This window comes from Streptococcus sp. CF8_Ac1-9 (genome assembly GCF_024295565.1).
Lineage (GTDB): Bacteria > Bacillota > Bacilli > Lactobacillales > Streptococcaceae > Streptococcus > Streptococcus parasanguinis_X.
Map to the genome: position 1 here is coordinate 395,679 of NZ_JANCOY010000002.1, position 20,632 is coordinate 416,310.

Consider the following 20,632-nt stretch of genomic DNA (forward strand, 5'->3'; position numbering starts at 1 on the left):
GAAACGCATGAGAAAAAACGGTAAAAAGATTCGCCTACTGGGAGTAGCCACCTTATTGGCTAGTCAGTTGGGGGTCTTTAGCAGTGCCCTCACGGTAGTTGCAGACGAGACCACAGCTTCGACTTCAGAGTCAGCGCTTGTGACGAACACTAGCAGCGAGGAAAGCTCGACAAATCATTCGACTTCTGCTACAACAACAACTACAGAAGCTACGACGAGAGCTTCGAGTGATAAAGAAGAGACATCTAGCAGTTCCTCAGACGCTACTGAGGAGAAAACGGTTAAGGTCGGGGACATTCAAGGGGAATCGCAACGCTCTCCACTGGAAGGCCAAAAGGTAGCCATCAAAAATGCAGTGGTGACTAAGACAGACCGCTATGGTTTTTATGCCCAAGATATTGAGTCGGATGGGAATAGCCGTACTTCAGATGGGATTTATGTTGTTTCCAAATACAAGGTGAAAGTCGGTGACAAGGTGAAAATCACTGGTACCGTCAAGGAAGGCTATATGGAAGAGGTTACCTTGGGAGCTGGGAAAACCTTTAAGGAACCAACGAATAGTTTAACGGTGACCATGCTGGTCGATGCTTGGATCACAAAAGATGGGACAGCCCCTCTTCCAGAAGCTGTGAATATCACTGCAGGCATGCCAGCAGATGTGAAGCCTAATCCGACTGCTTATGCTCCAGAAACCGATGCCCTCGATTATTGGGAAAGCCTGGAAGGAATGCTCACAGTGGTGAAGAAACCGCATGTCCTTGGTCCCCAGTACAAAGGAGATATCTATGTATTGGGAGAAGATTTCACAGGCCTTCCTTTAAACAATATTGGGGGTCTGAATCTACGACCACATGCGCAAAATACAGCGACGATCCCGATTTATGTTGGGAATCAATTTTTCGCAAAAGCCAAGGATTACTTTACAGAAGACGTAACAGGAGTGGTAACGTATCGGAATAGCTTTTATAAGTTAGAACCTACTCAACAGTTGACAGTCCAAGATGGTGGTTTGCAGCGTCAAGCAGCTCAAACCCAACCAAGTGAGGACAAGCTGACCATCGCTTCCTACAATATTGAAAATTTCTCGGCCAACAATGCCAAAAATGAAACCCCAGAGGATAAGGTGACGCTGATTGCCAATTCCTTTATCCATGAAATTCACAATCCAGACATCATTACTTTGATCGAAGTGCAGGACAATAATGGTAGTGTGGATGACGGAACGACCAGTGGTGTTGAAAGTGGACGCAAACTAGCCAATCGGATCAAGGAATTGGGTGGCAAGAGCTATGAGTATACGGAGGTTGCTCCAGTAGATGGCGCTGACGGAGGAAAGCCTGGTTCCAATATTCGTTTGGGAATCCTCTACAATCCAGAACGCGTAACCTTAGCCAAAAAAGAGGCAGCAACTAGCAACGAGGCAGCACAATTTGACAAGGGACACCTGGTTAAAAATCCAGCTCGGATTGCCCCTAATGACCCATCGTTTGATCATACTCGCAAGTCCCTAGCCGTTGAATTTGAATTCAAAGGTCAACCAGTTGTGGTGATTGCCAATCACTTGAAATCAAAAATCGGAGATGATGCTATTTATGGTGCAAGTCAACCAGCAGTGGAACATACCTTGCCAACTCGTGAAGCACAAGCCAGTGTCATCCATCAATTCGTTCAAGAAGGCTTGAAGCAAAATCCGAAGACCACCTTTGTTTTGACGGGTGATTTTAATGACTACGATTTCTCAACCACAGCACAGATCCTTGCGGGCAACGAACTGACCAACTTAATGGCCCAACATGATGCAGGGGATCGCTATTCTTATTTCTACCGTGGAAGCAATCAAGTTTTGGATAACATTTTTATCTCAAACAACATGGCAGCCAAAGCAAGGTTTGAACCAGTCCATATCAATGCTTCCTTTATGAAGGAACACGGTCGTGCATCAGACCATGATCCTGTCTTGGTCCAAATCGACTTTAGTGGAGCACAAACTCCAGGAACGCCGACGGATGATCAACAAGGGAATACAGGACAACCAACGGATCAAACCAGCCCTTCCTCATCGAATACAGGATCTCAACTAGTCCCTCATCAGGCTCAAGCCAATGAACAAAAGAGTTCACCATCTGAAAGCAAAGAGAAGGGCAAGAACGAAGATGAGAAACAAGACGACAAGGAAGAGGTCGCAACAGAAACGAAGACACCAGGCAAACGGAAAATCCTTCCATCTACTGGACAAGAAACAAGCTATCTAGCTCTTTCTGGAGTGGCAGTAGCTACGATGAGTCTTGTCTTGTATAAAAAGAGAAAGACTACTCACTAACGTGTTTTATAAGAAAGATCTAAAAAAGGAGTCGCTGGCTCCTTTTTTTATCCTAAAATACAGGACAGATAGTCCCATATTGGAAACTGTACTAGGACAATGAAAAACACTGAAAAGAACAGTTTCTTTTCAAAAAGAAGCTTAAACTCTTTAAAATAGATGGAATCGTGTTATAATAAAATCATAAAACGTTTTCAAGAGAAGAGGTTCCTCAATGGAAAATGAAACAGTTGACTATGGAAAAGTAACAGGAATGGTACACTCAACAGAAAGTTTTGGTGCAGTAGACGGGCCTGGGATCCGCTTTATTGTCTTCCTTCAAGGGTGTCAAATGCGGTGTCAATACTGCCACAATCCAGATACTTGGGCAATGGAAACCAACAAGTCCCGTGAACGGACAGTGGATGATGTTCTAGAAGAAGCCCTCCGTTATCGTGGATTTTGGGGCGAAAAAGGGGGAATCACTGTCAGTGGAGGAGAAGCCCTCTTGCAGATTGACTTTTTGATTGCCCTCTTCACCAAGGCTCAAGAGTTGGGCATTCATTGTACCTTGGATACCTGTGCCCTTCCTTTCCGGAATACACCTCGTTATTTGGAAAAATTCGACCGCTTGATGGCGGTGACAGACTTGGTGCTTCTGGATATCAAGGAAATCAATGATGAACGACACAAAATTGTGACCAGCCATACCAATAAAACGATTTTAGCTTGTGCCAAGTACTTATCTGATATTGGAAAACCAGTCTGGATTCGTCACGTTTTAGTCCCAGGTTTGACAGACCGAGATGATGATTTGATCGAGCTTGGAAAATTTGTTAAAACCCTTAAAAATGTTGATAAATTTGAGATCCTTCCTTACCATACTATGGGGGAATTCAAATGGCGTGAATTGGGCATTCCGTACAAATTGGAGGGTGTGAAACCACCGACAAAAGAACGGGTCCAAAATGCAAAAGATTTGATGGAAACAGAAAGTTACCAAGATTACCTGAAACGGGTCAAAGGATAAAAAGTATAGACAGTTGGGCCTTCCAGCTGTCTTTTCTATTGAAATGCACAACTATTCCCTTTCTTTAAATGGCAAAACGTGCTAAAATAGAGTGAATCTATAAATGAAATAAAGAGGTAGAAACATGTCAAAAATTCTCGTTTTTGGTCACCAAAATCCTGACTCAGATGCTATCGGCTCATCTGTAGCTTTTGCTTATCTTGCAAAAGAAGCTTATGGTTTGGATACAGAAGCAGTGGCTCTTGGAACTCCAAATGAAGAAACAGCTTTCGTATTGGACTATTTTGGTGTGGAAGCACCACGCGTCATCACATCAGCTAAAGCAGAAGGTGCAGAGCAAGTCATCTTGACAGACCACAACGAATTCCAACAATCTGTTTCAGATATCGCTGAAGTAGAAGTTTACGGTGTAGTGGATCACCACCGTGTGGCTAACTTTGAAACTGCCAGCCCACTTTACATGCGTTTGGAACCAGTAGGATCAGCATCTTCTATCGTTTACCGCATGTTCAAAGAACACGGTGTAGCAGTGCCAAAAGAATTGGCAGGTTTGATGCTTTCAGGTTTGATTTCAGATACCCTTCTTTTGAAATCTCCAACAACACACCCATCTGATAAAGTGATTGCGCCAGAATTGGCTGAATTGGCTGGTGTCAACTTGGAAGAATATGGTCTTGCAATGCTCAAGGCTGGTACTAACTTGGCAAGCAAATCAGCAGAAGAATTGATCGACATCGATGCTAAGACTTTTGAATTGAACGGAAATAACGTTCGTGTGGCTCAAGTGAACACAGTTGATATTGCGGAAGTTTTGGAACGCCAAGCTGAAATCGAAGCAGCTATCCAAGCTGCCAATGCAGCTAACGGCTACTCTGACTTTGTTTTGATGATTACAGACATCGTCAACTCAAACTCAGAAATCTTGGCTCTTGGTGCCAACATGGACAAGGTAGAAGCAGCCTTCAACTTCAAACTTGAAAACAATCATGCTTTCCTTCCAGGTGCCGTTTCACGTAAGAAACAAGTGGTTCCTCAATTGACTGAAAGCTTTAATGCATAATGATAAATGGGGAAACCCATTATTAAAAAGGAGTTTCGGCTCCTTTTTTTCTAGGAGAGAAATATGCTAGAAAATGGTGATTTAATCTTTGTGAAAGATGATTCGGATATAGGGCAGGCCATCCAGGCATCAACTGGCAACTATAGCCATGTGGCCATCTTTTTGGACGGATTCATTTATCATGCCACGGTAGAAGGTGGCGTCCTTTCCCAGTCCCCTGAAGATTTCTTTGAAGCTGAGAAAGTATATGACCTTTATCGCTGTGCGGAGATTGATTGTCCAGAGGTCAAAAAGCGAGCAGAGAGTCTTTTAGGGGCTCCCTACAATGCGTCCTTTTATCAGGATGGAGATGGTTATTACTGTTCCCAGTTCATTGCTGAACTACTTCCTATTTTTGAAACCATTCCCATGAAGTTTGGAGATGAGGAAGAGGAGATTAGTCCGTTCTGGCTGGATTACTACAAGGAGCTCGGTCTAGCCGTTCCTCTAGATCAGCCCGGGACCAACCCGAGTCAGTTAGCCCAATCTCCACTGCTACATTTTAAAGAAAGGTATTTGGATGATTTGGATTCATGAAATAACAATCTGAAACTTTGATACAGTTTATAAGAGTTACATCAAACTAAAGAAAAATAATTTTTTAATCCTTTCCTCACAGCGGAAAGTCTCGATATATTATTTCCTGATTTTAAAAATATGTTCTACCTTAGAATACAACTTGTAAAAGTTGTATTTTTTATTTTAATATCCTCTGGATGTTTCTTGTATAGACAGATAAAATATGATATACTGCAGCAAAAACTAACCACTGGTTAGTTTTTCTGGAAATTAAAGGAGGAAGTAAATATGTCTTTCTTGTATCGTTTATTAACACGTACAAAACAAATCAGTCCACATATAAATAAGTTTGAGTTCGAATTGGGCATTTTTGTTGTCAGCATATGGCTAGTTGAATCATCTGGTCGCTTTTATGTGATTGATACGGGAATGCGAGGAATGGAGAAGTACGCTGCCCAGTTTTTACTCCCACAAAAAATTGAAGCAATTTTTCTGACCCATGGACATCCAGATCATATCAAAGGTTTGCTCTATCTTAGACAGCACTTTGGGAACATCCCGACTTTAATCAGTGAGAAGGAATTCCCCTATATTTCAGGCAAAGAACCTTTTCCTAATAGAAAAGAGACGGAAAAAGTGATTTTTGATCCGGCTACTTTTATAACTGTTGAAAGTCAAGAAGGTCAAGACTTGATAAGTAGTGCAGGACTAAAACCCCTATTTTCTCCTGGGCATTCCCCTGGTCATGTTGTTTATTACCATGAAGAGGATCAAGTTTTAATCGCTGGAGATCTTTTCACAGCTACGAGAGGTGGAAAGTTGCGTCCACCAATGAAAGGATATACAGCAGATATGAGACAAGCTTTAGCTAGTGGTGAAAGAATTCTCAATAGTTATCCGCAGGCACTTGTTAGTGTTTGTCATGGTAGTGAGGTAAAAGATGCAGTACGAGATTTTGAGGCATTGAATGGGTTTAAAGGGAGTTTGTAATGGCAAAGGATACAAGGTCCAGAATTATCAGAGTAGCAGAGGAAATTTTCCGAAAAGAACCTTACCAGAAGGTGGGAATTAGGCAGATTGCTCAAGCTGCAGGATGTTCACATACAGCTATTTATCAGTATTTTAAAAAGAAAGAGGATATTTTATATGCAGTAGCGGAAAAACCGTTAACTCATCTCTATCATACTTGCTTAGAAATCAGCCATTCCAAGCAGACTGATAAAGAACGTCTGCTCCAAATCTGTCAAACATATGTGGATTTTGGGTTTAGAGAACGAAGTTTTTATGAATTATTGATTTTTTACCGTGGAGAGCATGAAGATCCAGGCGATTGTTCGCAACCGTTGATGCAATTGAGAATGAAAAGTTATCGTTTATTGGAAGAAGCTATTGATGTCTTTTTACCGAAAGACTTATCTGATGCAGAAGTGCTAAATATTCGTAGTGGAATCTTTATTTTTTTACATGGCCTAGTGAGTATCTACAGTAGGGACAATGAAGAATGTCCAGAATGCATTAAGCAACTACTGACTGATTTTATTTCTTTTAAAATAATAGAAATGAAATGAGTTGGAATAACTTATGGGGCTTCTACAGTAAACTTGGATTGAAAAAACTAAGTTCTTTTATTGCCTTATTTTCCCCTCTTGCCTGCCTATCTATAAATTGAAGATTTTGTCCTTTGGTATTGATTTCGCTTAAACTAATTTTTATGTTACAATAAGAACGAACCGATAAAACAGTAAACGAGACCTATTCATGATTACAATCATTAATCCCATACGTTTGACACGTCAGCCATTTTTCAAGGACTTGATCAACTTTTTGGATCAGCACGACGATGTGATCCTGCGGCAAATCAAGGCCCAATTTCCAGATCAACCAGTGGATAAGCTGATGGAGGAGTATATCAAAGCGGGCTTCATCCTTCGAGAAAATAAACGCTACACCCTCAACCTGCCCTTCTTGAAGTCAGCTGATCTTGTTGACTTGGATCAGGAGGTCTTTGTTCGAGAGGACAGTGCAGTTTATCAAGAATTAAAAGCCAAGGTCTTCCAAACGGAACTCCGCAACACGACCAATGAAGCGATTCTCATAGAGGAGACGGACTTTGCACGAAATGCACAGACCCTTTCCAATTACTTCTACAAGGTTGCCCACCAATATCCATTGACAGAGGAGCAAGAAAAGCTCTATGCTATTTTGGGCGATGTCAATCCTGAGTATGCTCTCAAGTATATGACTAGCTTTTTGCTCAAATTTCTCAAAAAAGAAGTAGTCCAGCAAAAGCGCAAGGACATCTTTGTCGATAGTTTAGAAATCTTATGCTATATCCGCAAAAATGATGAAGGCAAATATGAATTAGCAGTGGACTTGGATAAGGAAAGACTGATGTTTATCAAACAATAGAAAGAGGCTAGGAAAACTTCCTAGCCTTGTTTTTTTGATTATAGATAACGTTCAGCGATGGCGGCGTCACCTGGATACTCTTCTTTTACGCCGTTGACAATTTGGTAGCAATCCGCTCCTTTTCCGGCGATAATGACGGCATCTTCAGGCTTGCTGGTTGTTGCCATAGCCAGTTGAATGGCTTGTTCGCGATCTGCGATTTTTTCGACAGGTCGCGTGATATAACTACTAATCTCTTCAGCGATAGCCAAAGGATCTTCATAGTTGGGATCATCCGCTGTGAGGAAGACTTGGATCTCAGGATGGTCTTCTAAGAGTAAGCCAAAGTCCTTGCGGCGGCTCTCTCCTTTATTCCCAGTTGATCCAAGGACCAGTGAAATGGTCCCGGTTTGATGGGTTTCAACAACTGAGAGCAGTTTTTTCAAGCTATCTCCATTATGGGCGTAGTCGATGAAGACCTTGGCTCCATTTTTCTGAGTCAAGACTTCCATTCGGCCAGGAACGCGCGTCTTAGCAATCCCTTTTTGGATATCCTCGAGGCTCGCACCTAGGCGAAGGCAGGCAAGTCCGGCAGCCACAGCATTTTCTTGGTTGAAGTGACCAATCAGTTGGATATCATAGTTTCCAGCTAATTTACCAGTGGCTGAGAAGCTGAAGGCCTTAGAGTTTTCAATTTGATTCTCAGACTGGCTTCCATAAAAATCGTGGTCTTGGTTCGCGACTTGGTCCGCTAAAACTTGGAAATGATCCATATCGCTATTGATGACTACGGCTTGGCTGTTCTTCATGAGGAGACGTTTGTGGTAGAAATAATCCTCAAAAGTTGGGTGTTCAATCGGTCCAATATGGTCTGGACTGATGTTGAGAAAAACACCAACGTCAAAGGTCAGACCGTAAACCCGTTTTACCAGATAAGCTTGACTGGAAACTTCCATAATCAAGTGGGTCCGATCATTCGCTACTGCCTCAGCCATCATGGCAAAAAGATCCAAACTCTCTGGCGTTGTCAGGGTCGATTTAAAGAAGTTTTTACCATCCAGTGTTGTATTCATGGTAGACAGCATAGCTGGTCGGTGACTTTGTTCCAAAATATGGTAAGCAAAATAGGCCGCGGTTGTCTTTCCCTTAGTCCCTGTGAAGGCCAACAGTTTTAATTGTTTCTCAGGGTGGCCATAGAATTCCATGGCGATTAAGCTCATGGCCTGTTTGATATCATTGACGAGGATGGCAGGAATACCAACTTCATAATCTTTTTCAGAGACATAAAAGCCGAGTCCATTAGAAATAGCCTGTTCCAGGTATTCTTTTTTGAAGTTGGCCCCTTTAACAAAAAAGAGGGTACTAGCAGAAACCTTCCGGCTATCATAGCTAATAGCATCAAAACTTGTTCCTTCTAGATGGTAGTAGTACTCCCCATTTACTAGAACTTCTCGGAAATTTTGGTCTTGTTTTAAAATGTTGAGGGTTTGTTCAATTGTAATCATAAAACTATTGTAAACCTAAAGTCCCTATTTTACAAGTGTCATGGAAAAGTTTATAATGAAGAGAAGAAGAAACGAAAGAGGACACCAATGAGTCACGAACAAAATGACCAGCAAGCCCAGATGCTACGCGGGACTGCCTGGATGACAGCCAGCAACTTTATCAGCCGTTTGCTAGGAGCCGCTTATATTATTCCTTGGTATATTTGGATGGGGAAATATGGGCCACAAGCCAATGGTCTTTTTACAATGGGCTACAATATCTATGCTTGGTTTCTCTTAATTTCGACAGCCGGAGTACCCGTAGCTGTTGCTAAGCAAGTAGCCAAATACAATACCCGGGACCAAGCCGATCATAGCTTTGCTTTGATTCGGGGCTTCTTGAAATTTATGGGAATTCTAGGCCTTGGATTTGCCATTCTCATGTATCTTTTGTCTCCTGTCTTTGCGAGTCTTTCAGGTGGGGGAAAAGAGTTGATTCCGATCATGCAGAGCCTTTCTTGGGCTGTCTTGATCTTTCCTTCGATGAGTGTCATTCGGGGATTTTTCCAAGGTTTTAACAACATGAAGCCTTACGCCATTAGCCAGATCGCTGAACAAGTCATCCGGGTCATCTGGATGTTGCTCACGACCTTCTTCATTATGAAGATTGGCTCAGGTGATTACGTGCAGGCTGTGACGCAGTCGACCTTTGCGGCCTTTATCGGGATGGGAGCGAGCCTTCTGGTGCTCTTTTATTACCTTGCAAAGACAGGTTTGCTCTCTTCTATTTTTAGAAAGCAAGAGGGAAGTGAAGGGATTGACACTCGGGCTCTCTTGATCGATACGATTCGTGAGGCCATTCCTTTTATTATCACAGGTTCCGCGATTCAGCTCTTCCAAATTGTTGACCAGATGACCTTTATCAATGTCATGTCTTGGTTTACAGACTATAGTCAAAAGCAGCTCTTGGTCATGTTTAGTTATTTCTCTGCTAATCCAAACAAAATTACCATGATCTTGATCGCAGTAGCGACTTCGATTGGGGGAGTTGGGATTCCTCTTTTGACAGAGAATTATGTGAAGGGGGATCTAAAAGCGGCTGGGAAGCTCGTACAGGATAACTTGACCATGTTGCTCGCTTTCTTGCTTCCAGCCACCTTTGGTGCAGTAGCAGTCGCAAAACCACTTTATACGGTATTTTATGGGCAACCCGATGGCTTGGCCTTAGGACTCTTTATCGTAGCGATGTTGCAGACCGTAATTCTCGGTCTTTACACGGTCTTATCGCCAATGATTCAAGCCCTCTTTCAAAATCGTAAGGCCATCCGCTACTTCCTTTATGGTGTAGTGGTGAAATTGGTCCTACAAATTCCATTTATTTTGGTTTTTCGTTCTTATGGACCACTTTTGTCAACGACCATTGCGTTAATGGTGCCAATCGTTCTCATGTATCGAGAGATCCAAACCATCACTCAGTTTAATCGAACCATCGTCTTCAAGCGGACCTTGCTTGGTTCTATCCTGACTGTGGTGATGCTACTTGGAGTCTTGATCGCCGGTTTGATTTTGGGCTGGATTTTCCCACCAAATGGCCGTGTATCGAGCATGATTTATATCATCGTCATTGGCGGATTAGGAGTTGTTATCTATGGAGCCTTAGGATTATGGCTACGGTATTTTGACCGCTTTATCGGAGGTCAAGCTGCACGTTTCAGACAAAAATTCCGCATCAAATAAATCAGAGGTTGGACATTTATGTCCAGTCTCTGATTGAGGACAAAGTTATCTTGAAAACTTTCCTTAAGTGAGTACGGACGTCAGCGAACTTCGAAGAAGTTCCATGACTTAGTTTTGAGCCTAAGGTCTCAATAATTCCGAGTGCCTGAAACTATATTGTTTCAGGCACTTTTCTCACAGCGGAAAGTTTCAGTAGATGATTGAATAATTCTAACGTATAAATTTTTTTAGAATTTCTTAGATTTGTAAAGAAGAACTGTTTGTATATATTCTCAGGCTGGACATAAATGACCAGCCTTTTCTTATAGTTTGAAACTATAGCTAGGTCTTGAAAATGGGAAAACCGCTCTCCTCATAATAGTGATAAAATAGTAAGCAGTTAGATTGAATGTTTATCGGAGGGCAATATGAGTAAAAAACGCAATATCAATACGATTTTGGCACAGGCAGGAATCAAGTCGGATAAAGCAACGGGAGCTTTGACGACTCCTTTGCATTTCTCTACGACTTACCAACACCCAGAATTTGGTCAGTCTACAGGCTTTGACTATACCCGTACGAAAAATCCAACACGCGCAACAGCTGAGAAGACTTTGGCAGCTATCGAAAGTGCAGATTATGCTTTGGCGACAAGTTCTGGAATGTCAGCCATTGTGCTAGCTTTTAGCATTTTTCCAGTTGGTTCAAAAGTCTTGGCCGTTCGTGACCTTTATGGCGGTTCTTTCCGCTGGTTTAACCAACAAGAGCAAGAAGGTCGTTTCACTTTCACCTATGCCAATACAGAAGAAGAATTGATCCATCATCTAGATCATGATCCGGTGGATGTCCTCTATATTGAAACACCAACCAATCCATTGATGTTGGAATTTGATATTGCTCATTTAGCTAAATTGGCCCATGCAAAAGGTGCCAAAGTCGTGGTGGACAATACTTTCTATAGCCCTATCTATCAACGTCCGATTGAAGAGGGAGCGGATATTGTTCTTCATTCAGCAACCAAGTACCTGGCTGGTCACAACGATGTCTTGGCTGGTGTTGTCGTGACAAATGATGCAGATCTGTATGACAAACTCTTTTACAATTTGAACACGACAGGTGCTGTTCTTTCCCCGTTTGACAGCTATCTCTTGATCCGTGGTCTCAAGACACTCTCTATCCGGATGGAGCGCTCCACTGAGAATGCCCGCAAGGTAGTCGAGTTTTTGAAAACCTCCCCTCAGGTCAAAGAAGTCCTCTACACTGGAAAAGGTGGAATGGTCTCCTTTAAAATTCAAGATGAGAAAAAAATTCCAAACTTGTTGAATTCCCTTCAAGTATTCACCTTTGCAGAAAGCCTTGGCGGAGTTGAAAGTTTGATCACTTATCCTACCACTCAGACTCATGCGGACATTCCTGCAGAAGTTCGCCATTCATATGGTTTGACAGATGATCTTCTTCGGTTGTCCATCGGAATCGAAGATGCGGATGATTTGATTGAAGATTTGAAACAAGCATTGGAGGCTTAAGATGACCAAATATGATTTCACGACTTTACCGAATCGCTTGACCCACCATACCTACAAGTGGAAAGAAACAGAGACAGATCCAGAAATCATCCCGGCTTGGATCGCGGACATGGATTTTAATGTCATTCCAGAAGTACGAGAAGCGGTGATCGGTTATGCGGACCAAATGGTCTATGGCTACACCTACGCATCGGATACCCTCTACCAGTCTATCCTTGATTGGGAAAAAGAAGAGCACGGCTATTCCTTTGACAAGGAAGCTGTCGTCTTTATCGAAGGTGTTGTTCCAGCCATTTCAACAGCTATTCAAGCCTTTACTAAGGAAGGGGATGCTGTCTTAATCAATACGCCGGTCTATCCTCCATTTGCCAGAAGTGTCAAACTCAATCGTCGAAAATTGATCGAAAATTCATTAGTTGAAAAGGATGGTCTTTTCCAAATTGATTTTGATCAGCTCGAAAAAGACATTGTGGAGCAAGAAGTTAAACTCTATGTTTTGTGTAATCCGCACAATCCTGGAGGCCGTGTATGGGATCGTGAAGTCTTGGAAAAAATCGGCCACCTCTGTCAAAAACATGGTGTCCTTCTCGTTTCAGATGAGATCCACCAAGATTTGGCCTTGTTTGGCCACCGTCATACCAGCTTTAACACAGTTGATCCAAGCTTTAAAGATTTCAGCTTGATCTTAACCAGTGCAACCAAGACTTTCAATATTGCAGGAACAAAAAATTCCTATGTGGTCATTGAAAATCCAAAGCTTCGTACGGCTTTTAAACAACGGCAATTGGCCAATAACCAACATGAAATCTCAGGATTGGGCTATATTGCAACAGAAGCGGCTTATCGCCATGGTAAACCTTGGTTGACAGAGCTCAAGCAAGTCTTTGAAAAACACATCGACTATGTGGTAGATGAATTGCATGCAAAGACCAAAATCCGTGTCATGAAACCCCAAGGAACCTATCTTCTTTGGTTGGACTTTTCAGCCTATCCTTATACCGATGATGAGCTGCATGCTAAAATTCATGACCAAGCCAAATTGATTTTGAACCGTGGAACAGATTTTGGAAAAGAAGGAAACTTGCATGCTCGCCTCAATGTAGCAGCCCCTTTCACCCTCATTGAAGAAATCACCAAACGCTTGGTGGAAACTTTTCTCAAATAAGTGTTGACTTTCTGTAAGTGAAGGAGTACAATAAACTCGAAATACGGTAGGTGAGGCTACCACAAGGATACGGATGACTACCGCAAAGCAGTGGAGACACTACTCGTTGGTTAACAGTCCTGATCGCAAAGGTCAAGACTAAGCTCATTTCATTGCCTTGCGGAGCTAAAGCTTGGACGGTCAGTTTTTTGAGAGTTTTGATTGAAAAATTAATGACGAGTTTCATGAGTCCTACCGATCGAGGGTAGGACTCTTTTTTATGCCTTACCAAGAAAAGAGAAAGGAGAGAGCTATGATACAAATTGACGATCATCCCGAACCGCACCGAACCAGCCAATCGCTGATTTGTGTCGTAGGGACTCCAAAAGTGATTGGCTCCTGATTGAAAAAGGAGATACCAATGCAAACAAATAAAGAAAGACTCATTGCTGCTCTTCAAGAACCACTTGAAAGCACCTTTGCCGACTACAAAACCAGTGCCCTTGGTTTAGTTGACGATCAAGTAGAAGAAAACCGCGATATTTATGGCGAAAATGTCATCACAAAAGGTCAAGAAGATTCCATGATCAAAAAGATCTATGAATCGATTATTAATCCTTTTACGGTGATTTTGTTGGTCATTGCGCTGGTTTCCTTCATCACCAATGTCTGGCTAGCAAAACCAGGTGAACAGGATCCAACGACCTCCATCATCATTGTGACCTTGGTCTTGATTTCTGGTGGGATCCGCTTCATTCAAGAATTGCGGAGCGACAAAGCTGCCAGCAACTTATCACGTATGATTGTCAATACAGCGACCGTTCTGCGTGATGGATCAGAACAAGAAATTCCGATCGATGAAATCGTTGTCGGAGATGTGATCAAACTGAGTGCCGGCGATATGATCCCAGCAGATGTGGTCTTGATTGATTCTCGTGACTTTTTTGTCCAACAATCTGGCCTCACAGGGGAAAGTGATGCTGTTGAAAAGGTTTGTCTCAGAAAAGCCGACAGTCAAAATTTAGATAGTCTCTTGGAGAGTGAAAGCTTGGCCTTTATGGGGACCAATGTCATCTCAGGGCGGGCGACAGCCTTGGTCTTGGTCGTGGGGGATGAAACCATGATGGGCGCTATTGAGCAAACCATCAACACCTATGACGAACCAACCTCATTTGAGAGAGAAATGAATACCATCTCTTGGCTCTTGATTCGGCTCATGTTAGTGATGGTGCCCGTCGTCTTTGTGATCAATGGCCTCACAGACGGTGACTGGTTAGAAGCGGGTGTCTTTGCCCTCAGCGTTGGGGTTGGTTTGACTCCTGAAATGCTGCCGATGATTATTACAGCGAGTCTTGCTAAGGGATCCATCATCATGGCCAAGGAAAAAGTCGTTATCAAAAAACTCAATGCCATTCAAGACCTCGGGGCTATTGATATTTTGTGTACAGATAAGACAGGAACCTTGACCCAAGATGAAATCGTTTTGGAGTATCCGCTTGATATCCATGGCGATTTGGATCTATCAGTCCTTCGCCGGGCTTACTTGAATTCCTATTTCCAAACCGGGCTAAAAAATTTGATGGACCGGGCGATTATCAATCGAACCCATAAAGAAGCCAAGAAACATGAAATCGTCCGCGATCTAGATCAAACCTTCCATAAGATAGATGAATTGCCCTTTGATTTTGAACGTCGTCGCATGAGTGTCATTGTCAAAGATGAAGATGGTGTGGTTAGCATGGTGACCAAGGGGGCCTTGGAAGAAATGCTCTCTGTATCGACTTATGTTGAATACAAGGGTGATATCAAACGATTAACAGACGAGGTCCGTCAAGAAGTCCTCGCTGAGGTCGCTCAATTAAATGAACAAGGTCTTCGTGTTTTGGGCGTCAGCTACAAAACCGACTTGGACGAAAATGAAATCTTTAGTGTTGAAGATGAAGGAGACATGATCCTAACCGGTTACCTGGCCTTTCTTGATCCACCAAAACCTTCTGCAGCTCCAGCGATCAAAGCTCTTGCAGAATATGGGGTTACCACTAAGATCTTAACTGGCGACAATGAAAAGGTCACCCAAGCTGTCTGTGAAAAAGTAGGACTAGATGTCGAGCGGATTCTTTTGGGAAGCGAAATCGATACGATGACAGACCAAGAGTTAGCGCAAGTTGTGGAAACAACAACAGTCTTTGCCAAATTATCGCCCGATCAAAAAGCGCGGATCATTCTTAGCCTTAAGAAAAATGGCCACAAGGTGGGGTACATGGGAGATGGGATCAACGATGCTCCATCCATGAAGGTCTCAGACGTTGGGATCTCCGTGGATACCGCTGTGGATATCGCCAAGGAAACGGCAGATGTCATCCTTCTGGATAAGGACTTGATGGTCCTTGAAAAAGGTTTGGTTGAAGGCCGCAAGGTCTATGCCAATATGACCAAGTACATCAAGATGACGGTCTCTTCTAACTTCGGGAACATCTTTTCTCTGCTCTTTGCCAGCATCTTTTTGCCTTTCCTTCCAATGGCTCCCGTTCATTTGATTGTGCTCAATCTTATCTATGATCTTTCTTGTATCGCCCTTCCTTTTGACAATGTCGACAAGGAATTCCTCAAGAAACCTCGTATCTGGGAAGCAAACTCCATCATGCGCTTTATGGCCTGGATTGGTCCAATTTCATCTGTCTTTGATATTATTACCTACATGCTTCTTTATTTCCTTGTTGTCCCAATGATTTTAGGTCATGGCTACAACCATGGAGCAGCAGATGCAGCAGCCTTTATCATGGTGTTCCAAACTGGATGGTTTATTGAATCTATGTGGTCTCAAACCATGGTTATTCATATGTTGCGTTCACCAAAACTTCCATTTATCCAAAGTCGTCCAGCCTTCTCAGTCGTGGTGACGACCCTAGCAGCAGCCTTCTTTGTAACCTCCCTTCCATATAGTCCTTTGGCTTCTATCTTGAAGTTGAGCCAACTAAATGGATTGTACTTTGTTCTATTGTTTGCTATTATCGTCCTCTATATGCTGAGTGTGACGGTTGTCAAACGTATCTATATTAAGAAATACAAAGAATGGTTGTAATTGATTGATAGAAAGAGTGAGTCCGAACTTAAAAAATTAAGTGTAAGGGCTCTCTTTTTTTGGTAAAATTTGGTATAATAAGAGGAATGTAAAGTTGGAAATGAAGATTTCCATGTGCTGTGAGTATCAAAGAGGGACTGAAAGAAAGAGTAGAGCTTGACTCCGCTTTTATCATAGCTCTTTTTTGAATAATAACAGCTTAGAAAGAAGGATCTCAAAATGGGAAAATTAGAAGTTATTACACATCCACTGATTCAACACAAATTGTCTATTCTCCGTCGCACGGATACCTCTACGAAGGCCTTTCGTGAATTGGTAGATGAAATTGCTATGTTGATGGGCTACGAAGTGTTGCGTGAATTGCCTCTTGAAGATGTTGAGATTGAAACTCCTATTACCAAAACCGTTCAAAAACAAATCGCAGGGAAGAAATTGGCTATTGTCCCAATTCTTCGTGCAGGGATTGGGATGGTTGATGGTCTCTTGAGTTTGGTACCAGCTGCTAAGGTTGGCCATATCGGGATGTACCGTGATGAAGAAACCTTGAAACCAGTTGAATACTTGGTGAAATTGCCAGAAGATATTGATCAACGTCGTATCTTTGTAGTAGACCCGATGCTTGCTACGGGTGGATCCGCTATTCTAGCGATTGATTCCTTGAAAAAACGTGGCGCTAGCCATATCAAGTTTGTCTGCCTAGTATCAGCGCCAGAAGGGGTGAAAGCTCTTCAAGAAGCTCACCCAGATGTTGATATCTTTACAGCAGCCCTCGATGATCATTTGAATGAACATGGCTACATTGTTCCTGGTCTTGGAGATGCAGGTGACCGTTTATTCGGTACCAAATAAGAAGCCATTCATGATTCGTACGAAAGGTGCTTAAGATTTGACCTTTTTTGACCATTTGTTTATAATAGCACATATACTTTGAACCTCACGAATCGTGAGAATGAATGGATACTAAAGGAGAAGAATAGATGATTCCAGTAGTTATTGAACAAACCAGTCGTGGAGAACGTTCTTACGATATTTATTCCCGTCTGTTGAAAGATCGAATTATCATGGTAACAGGACCAGTTGAGGACCAAATGGCTAACTCCATTATCGCTCAATTGCTCTTCTTGGATGCCCAAGATAATACAAAAGATATCTATATGTATATCAATACCCCAGGTGGCTCTGTCTCAGCAGGTCTTGCCATCGTAGATACTATGAACTTTATCAAGTCAGATGTCCAAACCATTGTTATGGGGATGGCAGCATCTATGGGAACAATTATCGCTTCAAGCGGTGCGAAGGGCAAACGCTTCATGTTGCCAAACGCCGAGTACATGATTCACCAACCAATGGGTGGTACTGGTGGTGGTACCCAACAAACCGATATGGCGATCGCAGCAGAACACTTGCTCAAAACACGGAACAACTTGGAAAAAATCCTTGCGGAAAATTCAGGTCAATCCATTGAAAAAGTGCATGCTGATGCGGAACGTGACAATTGGATGAGCGCGCAAGAAACACTTGAATATGGCTTTATTGATGAAATCATGGCCAATAATAAATTGGACTAAACCATCCTATGGGAAGGTCCGTCAAGAGGCTGGGACAAAAGTCCTAGCCTCTCAATTATTTTTGGATTGTCGAGCAAAACGCAGTGGTTGAGTGGGCTCTACTACGTTGATTTCATCAGCTTTTACAGCCATACTCAACTGTGCGGAGGTGGGACGACGAAATCGAATTCTAACGAATTACCGATTTCTGTCCCACTCTCTTTTTTTGCTCTCATAAAAGAGTAGTTCTTTTTCTTGAAATTTGATATACTAGTAACAGAACGAGAAAGGGATTGACCATGTTTGAAAAACAAGAAAGAACAGGCTTGATTGTAAAATTGTATTACAATCGAGATGGGAAAAAATTACAATCAGTCGGAGATGTCTTGTACCATTCTAAGAAATGCCGTTATGTCCAATTGTATGTGGACAGTGACAAGGCTGATCAAGTCATGGAAGACTTAAAGAAAGAACGTTATGTCAAAAAGGTCTTGCCTTGCCATCTCAAAGATTTAGATACAGATTTTGTAGGAAGTTTACAACGATTGGAGACCCCATCTGTGGTCACAGAAGGTTAGAAAACGCAATCATTTGATGGATTGCGTTTTTTTTATTGACAATTGTCAGATAATTCGGTATATTCTTAATGTATTTAATTTAAGATTCATTTAAGGAGATCATTACAAATGAAGAAAAAATTTGCTCTTTCATTTTTAACCATTGCAAGTGTCGCTCTTCTTGCTGCTTGTGGTGAAGTTTCTACTTCAGGTTCAAACACAACTGGTAACGAAATCGGCAAAGAATTAAAAGTCGGTTTTAACTTTGAAAAAACTGGTGAAGTAGCAGCCTACGGTAGCGCTGAACAAAAAGGTGCTCAATTGGCCGTTGATGAAATCAACGCTAAGGGTGGAGCTGACGGTAAGAAGATTGTTGTCACAGATAAAGATAACAAATCTGAAACAGCTGAAGCAGCTACAGTCACTACAAACCTTGTCACTCAATCAAAAGTGAACGCTCTTGTAGGACCTGCAACTTCAGGTGCTACTGCAGCAGCGGTTGCCAATGCTGGTAAAGCAGGTGTTCCATTGGTTACACCATCTGCAACTCAAGATGATTTGACAAAAGGTCAAGATTACCTCTTCCGTGCTACCTTCATCGATAGCTTCCAAGGACAAATCATTGCTAAATACACAACGGATAACTTGAAAGCGAAGAAAGTCGTTCTTTACTACGATAACTCATCTGACTATGCTAAAGGGATTGCTGAAGCCTTCAAGAAATCTTACAAAGGTGAAATCGTAGCAACAGAAACCTTCCAATCTAAGGATACAGACTTCCAAGCTGCCCTTACAAAAATCAAAGATAAAGACTTCGATGCGATTGTTCTTCCAGGTTACTACACAGAAACTGGTAAGATCGTAAACCAAGCGCGTGGTATGGGAATCAAACAACCAATCATTGGTGGGGATGGATTTAGCGATGCTAAATTCGTTGAACAAGCAACACCTGCTGCAGCTACAGACATCTACTACGTAGCTGGATTCTCTACTGAAGGTGAAATGACTGATAAAGCCAAGAAATTCGTAGAAGCATACAAAGCGAAATACAATGAAGAACCTTCAATGTTCGCAGCTTTGGCTTATGATTCAGTTTACATGGTTGCCGAAGCATCTAAAGGTGCTAAGAACTCTGTCGAATTGAAAGATAACCTTGCGAAGTTGAAAGACTTGGAAGGTGTGACTGGTACAATGTCAATTGACAAGAACCACAACCCGGTTAAATCAGCTCTTATGATTGGCTTGAAAGATGGTAAAGTCAAATCTGTTGAGTCTGTTAAACCATAATTATCATTTGTTGTTTGTACAAGAGGCTGGGAGAATGAAAATTCCTGGCCTCGCTCTTTATTGTTAGAAAGGATGGTTCAAATGCTCCAGCAATTAGTGAACGGTCTAATCTTGGGAAGTGTCTATGCACTCTTGGCCCTTGGTTATACCATGGTGTATGGAATTATCAAATTGATCAACTTTGCCCATGGGGATATCTACATGGTAGGTGCCTTTATGGGATATTTCTTATTGAACTCGTGGAAAGTGAACTTCTTTGTAGCCTTGCTCCTAGCCATGGTTGGGACAGCTATTTTAGGGGTTGTAATTGAATACCTGGCTTATCGTCCGCTTCGTCATTCGACTCGGATTGCAGCCTTGATCACAGCCATCGGGGTTTCCTTCTTGCTTGAATATGGGATGGTCTTCTTCGTAGGGGCCAATACCCGTTCCTTCCCGCAAGTGATTAAAACAGTTCGTTACAACTTCGGTCCTATTTCAATCTCCAATATTCAGTTGATGATCTTGGGAGTGTCTGTTTTCTTGATGGTCGCTCTTCAATTTATTATTCAAAAGACAAAGATGGGGAAAGCCATGCGGGCTGTATCTGTCGATAGTGATGCTGCTCAATTGATGGGGATTAACGTAAACCGTACGATCAGCTTTACCTTTGCTTTGGGATCAGCCTTGGCAGGTGCTGGTGGTGTCTTGATTGGTTTGTATTACAACTCGATCGAGCCTTTGATGGGGATGACACCAGGGATCAAAGCCTTTGTCGCAGCGGTTCTTGGAGGAATCGGAATCATTCCAGGTGCTGCCCTAGGTGGATTTGTTATCGGTTTGTTGGAAACCTTCGCTACAGCGATCGGTCTTTCAGACTTCCGTGATGCCATTGTGTATGCCATCTTGATTGTAATCTTGCTCATCCGTCCAGCAGGTATCCTCGGTAAAAATGTGAAAGAGAAGGTGTAAGCC

General features: G+C 42.4%; 17 protein-coding genes and 1 riboswitch. Of the genes, 16 read left to right on the forward strand and 1 reads right to left on the reverse strand.

Features of this window, described 5'->3' with window-relative positions:
• The first annotated feature begins 7 nt into the window (after positions 1-7).
• The 7 genes from NML76_RS05310 to NML76_RS05340 all read left to right on the forward strand — a co-directional run bounded on the left by NML76_RS05310 (position 8) and on the right by NML76_RS05340 (position 7,356).
• Positions 8-2,320 carry an endonuclease/exonuclease/phosphatase family protein gene (locus tag NML76_RS05310; protein WP_254732897.1) on the forward strand — a complete coding sequence of 771 codons (2,313 nt, stop codon included), beginning with the start codon at positions 8-10 and terminating at the stop codon, positions 2,318-2,320.
• A 214-nt stretch (positions 2,321-2,534) separates the two neighbouring features.
• Entirely contained in the window at positions 2,535-3,329 is a 795-nt protein-coding gene (pflA, locus tag NML76_RS05315) for a pyruvate formate-lyase-activating protein (protein ID WP_003005017.1), read from the forward strand.
• Between the two features lie 124 nt (positions 3,330-3,453).
• Complete coding sequence (locus NML76_RS05320; protein WP_003005572.1) at positions 3,454-4,389, forward strand: manganese-dependent inorganic pyrophosphatase; 936 nt, start codon at positions 3,454-3,456, stop codon at positions 4,387-4,389.
• A 63-nt stretch (positions 4,390-4,452) separates the two neighbouring features.
• Positions 4,453-4,965 (forward strand): YiiX/YebB-like N1pC/P60 family cysteine hydrolase, encoded by a 513-nt coding sequence (locus NML76_RS05325; protein ID WP_049472483.1) that lies wholly within the window; start codon positions 4,453-4,455, stop codon positions 4,963-4,965.
• 270 nt (positions 4,966-5,235) lie between these two features.
• Positions 5,236-5,937 carry an MBL fold metallo-hydrolase gene (locus NML76_RS05330; protein WP_049472484.1) on the forward strand — a complete coding sequence of 234 codons (702 nt, stop codon included), beginning with the start codon at positions 5,236-5,238 and terminating at the stop codon, positions 5,935-5,937.
• Complete coding sequence (locus tag NML76_RS05335; protein ID WP_254732898.1) at positions 5,937-6,515, forward strand: TetR/AcrR family transcriptional regulator; 579 nt, start codon at positions 5,937-5,939, stop codon at positions 6,513-6,515. Before NML76_RS05330 ends, NML76_RS05335 begins: the two co-directional genes overlap by 1 nt.
• 190 nt (positions 6,516-6,705) lie before the next feature.
• A complete protein-coding gene (locus NML76_RS05340; protein ID WP_254732900.1) occupies positions 6,706-7,356 on the forward strand; it encodes a DUF1803 domain-containing protein in 651 nt (216 codons plus the stop codon).
• 38 nt (positions 7,357-7,394) lie between these two features.
• Here the strand turns inward: NML76_RS05340 and NML76_RS05345 are convergent, their stop codons facing one another.
• On the reverse strand, positions 7,395-8,840 hold the full coding sequence (locus tag NML76_RS05345) for a UDP-N-acetylmuramoyl-L-alanyl-D-glutamate--L-lysine ligase (protein ID WP_134974246.1): 1,446 nt from the start codon (positions 8,838-8,840) through the stop codon (positions 7,395-7,397).
• An 87-nt stretch (positions 8,841-8,927) separates the two neighbouring features.
• Between NML76_RS05345 and NML76_RS05350 the strand changes: the two genes are divergently transcribed.
• The 9 genes from NML76_RS05350 (at position 8,928) to NML76_RS05390 (ending at position 20,629) form a co-directional block, all read left to right on the forward strand.
• Positions 8,928-10,556: a polysaccharide biosynthesis protein gene (locus NML76_RS05350; RefSeq protein ID WP_254732902.1), complete on the forward strand. Its 1,629-nt coding sequence runs from the start codon at positions 8,928-8,930 to the stop codon at positions 10,554-10,556.
• Between the two features lie 407 nt (positions 10,557-10,963).
• A complete protein-coding gene (locus NML76_RS05355) occupies positions 10,964-12,061 on the forward strand; it encodes a cystathionine gamma-synthase (protein ID WP_254732904.1) in 1,098 nt (365 codons plus the stop codon).
• Position 12,062: 1 nt separating this feature from the next.
• Positions 12,063-13,226, forward strand: a complete 1,164-nt coding sequence (locus NML76_RS05360) for a MalY/PatB family protein (RefSeq protein ID WP_254732906.1) — start codon at positions 12,063-12,065, stop codon at positions 13,224-13,226.
• 35 nt (positions 13,227-13,261) lie between these two features.
• Positions 13,262-13,419, forward strand: a riboswitch (M-box (ykoK) riboswitch).
• A gap of 207 nt (positions 13,420-13,626) precedes the next feature.
• Positions 13,627-16,287 (forward strand): magnesium-translocating P-type ATPase, encoded by a 2,661-nt coding sequence (gene mgtA, locus NML76_RS05365; protein ID WP_150906416.1) that lies wholly within the window; start codon positions 13,627-13,629, stop codon positions 16,285-16,287.
• 219 nt (positions 16,288-16,506) lie between these two features.
• Positions 16,507-17,136, forward strand: coding sequence for a uracil phosphoribosyltransferase (upp, locus tag NML76_RS05370; RefSeq protein ID WP_003005574.1), 630 nt, complete (start codon positions 16,507-16,509; stop codon positions 17,134-17,136).
• 128 nt (positions 17,137-17,264) lie between these two features.
• A complete protein-coding gene (locus NML76_RS05375; protein ID WP_003008286.1) occupies positions 17,265-17,855 on the forward strand; it encodes an ATP-dependent Clp protease proteolytic subunit in 591 nt (196 codons plus the stop codon).
• A 278-nt stretch (positions 17,856-18,133) separates the two neighbouring features.
• Complete coding sequence (locus tag NML76_RS05380) at positions 18,134-18,412, forward strand: DUF2129 domain-containing protein (protein WP_003013098.1); 279 nt, start codon at positions 18,134-18,136, stop codon at positions 18,410-18,412.
• Positions 18,413-18,520: 108 nt separating this feature from the next.
• Positions 18,521-19,678, forward strand: coding sequence for an ABC transporter substrate-binding protein (locus NML76_RS05385; RefSeq protein WP_003008282.1), 1,158 nt, complete (start codon positions 18,521-18,523; stop codon positions 19,676-19,678).
• A gap of 81 nt (positions 19,679-19,759) precedes the next feature.
• Positions 19,760-20,629: a branched-chain amino acid ABC transporter permease gene (locus tag NML76_RS05390; RefSeq protein ID WP_021153669.1), complete on the forward strand. Its 870-nt coding sequence runs from the start codon at positions 19,760-19,762 to the stop codon at positions 20,627-20,629.
• Positions 20,630-20,632 lie beyond the last annotated feature (3 nt).

What these genes read in the sequence shown, in the direction of transcription:
- NML76_RS05320 (WP_003005572.1), top strand. Translation starts at nt 3,454, where the DNA reads ATGTCAAAAATTCTCGTTTTTGGTCACCAAAATCCTGACTCAGATGCT.
- upp (WP_003005574.1), top strand. Translation starts at nt 16,507, where the DNA reads ATGGGAAAATTAGAAGTTATTACACATCCACTGATTCAACACAAATTG.
- NML76_RS05330 (WP_049472484.1), top strand. Translation starts at nt 5,236, where the DNA reads ATGTCTTTCTTGTATCGTTTATTAACACGTACAAAACAAATCAGTCCA.
- NML76_RS05360 (WP_254732906.1), top strand. Translation starts at nt 12,063, where the DNA reads ATGACCAAATATGATTTCACGACTTTACCGAATCGCTTGACCCACCAT.
- NML76_RS05390 (WP_021153669.1), top strand. Translation starts at nt 19,760, where the DNA reads ATGCTCCAGCAATTAGTGAACGGTCTAATCTTGGGAAGTGTCTATGCA.
- NML76_RS05385 (WP_003008282.1), top strand. Translation starts at nt 18,521, where the DNA reads ATGAAGAAAAAATTTGCTCTTTCATTTTTAACCATTGCAAGTGTCGCT.
- NML76_RS05325 (WP_049472483.1), top strand. Translation starts at nt 4,453, where the DNA reads ATGCTAGAAAATGGTGATTTAATCTTTGTGAAAGATGATTCGGATATA.
- NML76_RS05335 (WP_254732898.1), top strand. Translation starts at nt 5,937, where the DNA reads ATGGCAAAGGATACAAGGTCCAGAATTATCAGAGTAGCAGAGGAAATT.
- NML76_RS05350 (WP_254732902.1), top strand. Translation starts at nt 8,928, where the DNA reads ATGAGTCACGAACAAAATGACCAGCAAGCCCAGATGCTACGCGGGACT.
- mgtA (WP_150906416.1), top strand. Translation starts at nt 13,627, where the DNA reads ATGCAAACAAATAAAGAAAGACTCATTGCTGCTCTTCAAGAACCACTT.
- NML76_RS05345 (WP_134974246.1), bottom strand. Translation starts at nt 8,840, where the DNA reads ATGATTACAATTGAACAAACCCTCAACATTTTAAAACAAGACCAAAAT.
- pflA (WP_003005017.1), top strand. Translation starts at nt 2,535, where the DNA reads ATGGAAAATGAAACAGTTGACTATGGAAAAGTAACAGGAATGGTACAC.
- NML76_RS05375 (WP_003008286.1), top strand. Translation starts at nt 17,265, where the DNA reads ATGATTCCAGTAGTTATTGAACAAACCAGTCGTGGAGAACGTTCTTAC.
- NML76_RS05310 (WP_254732897.1), top strand. Translation starts at nt 8, where the DNA reads ATGAGAAAAAACGGTAAAAAGATTCGCCTACTGGGAGTAGCCACCTTA.
- NML76_RS05355 (WP_254732904.1), top strand. Translation starts at nt 10,964, where the DNA reads ATGAGTAAAAAACGCAATATCAATACGATTTTGGCACAGGCAGGAATC.
- NML76_RS05340 (WP_254732900.1), top strand. Translation starts at nt 6,706, where the DNA reads ATGATTACAATCATTAATCCCATACGTTTGACACGTCAGCCATTTTTC.
- NML76_RS05380 (WP_003013098.1), top strand. Translation starts at nt 18,134, where the DNA reads ATGTTTGAAAAACAAGAAAGAACAGGCTTGATTGTAAAATTGTATTAC.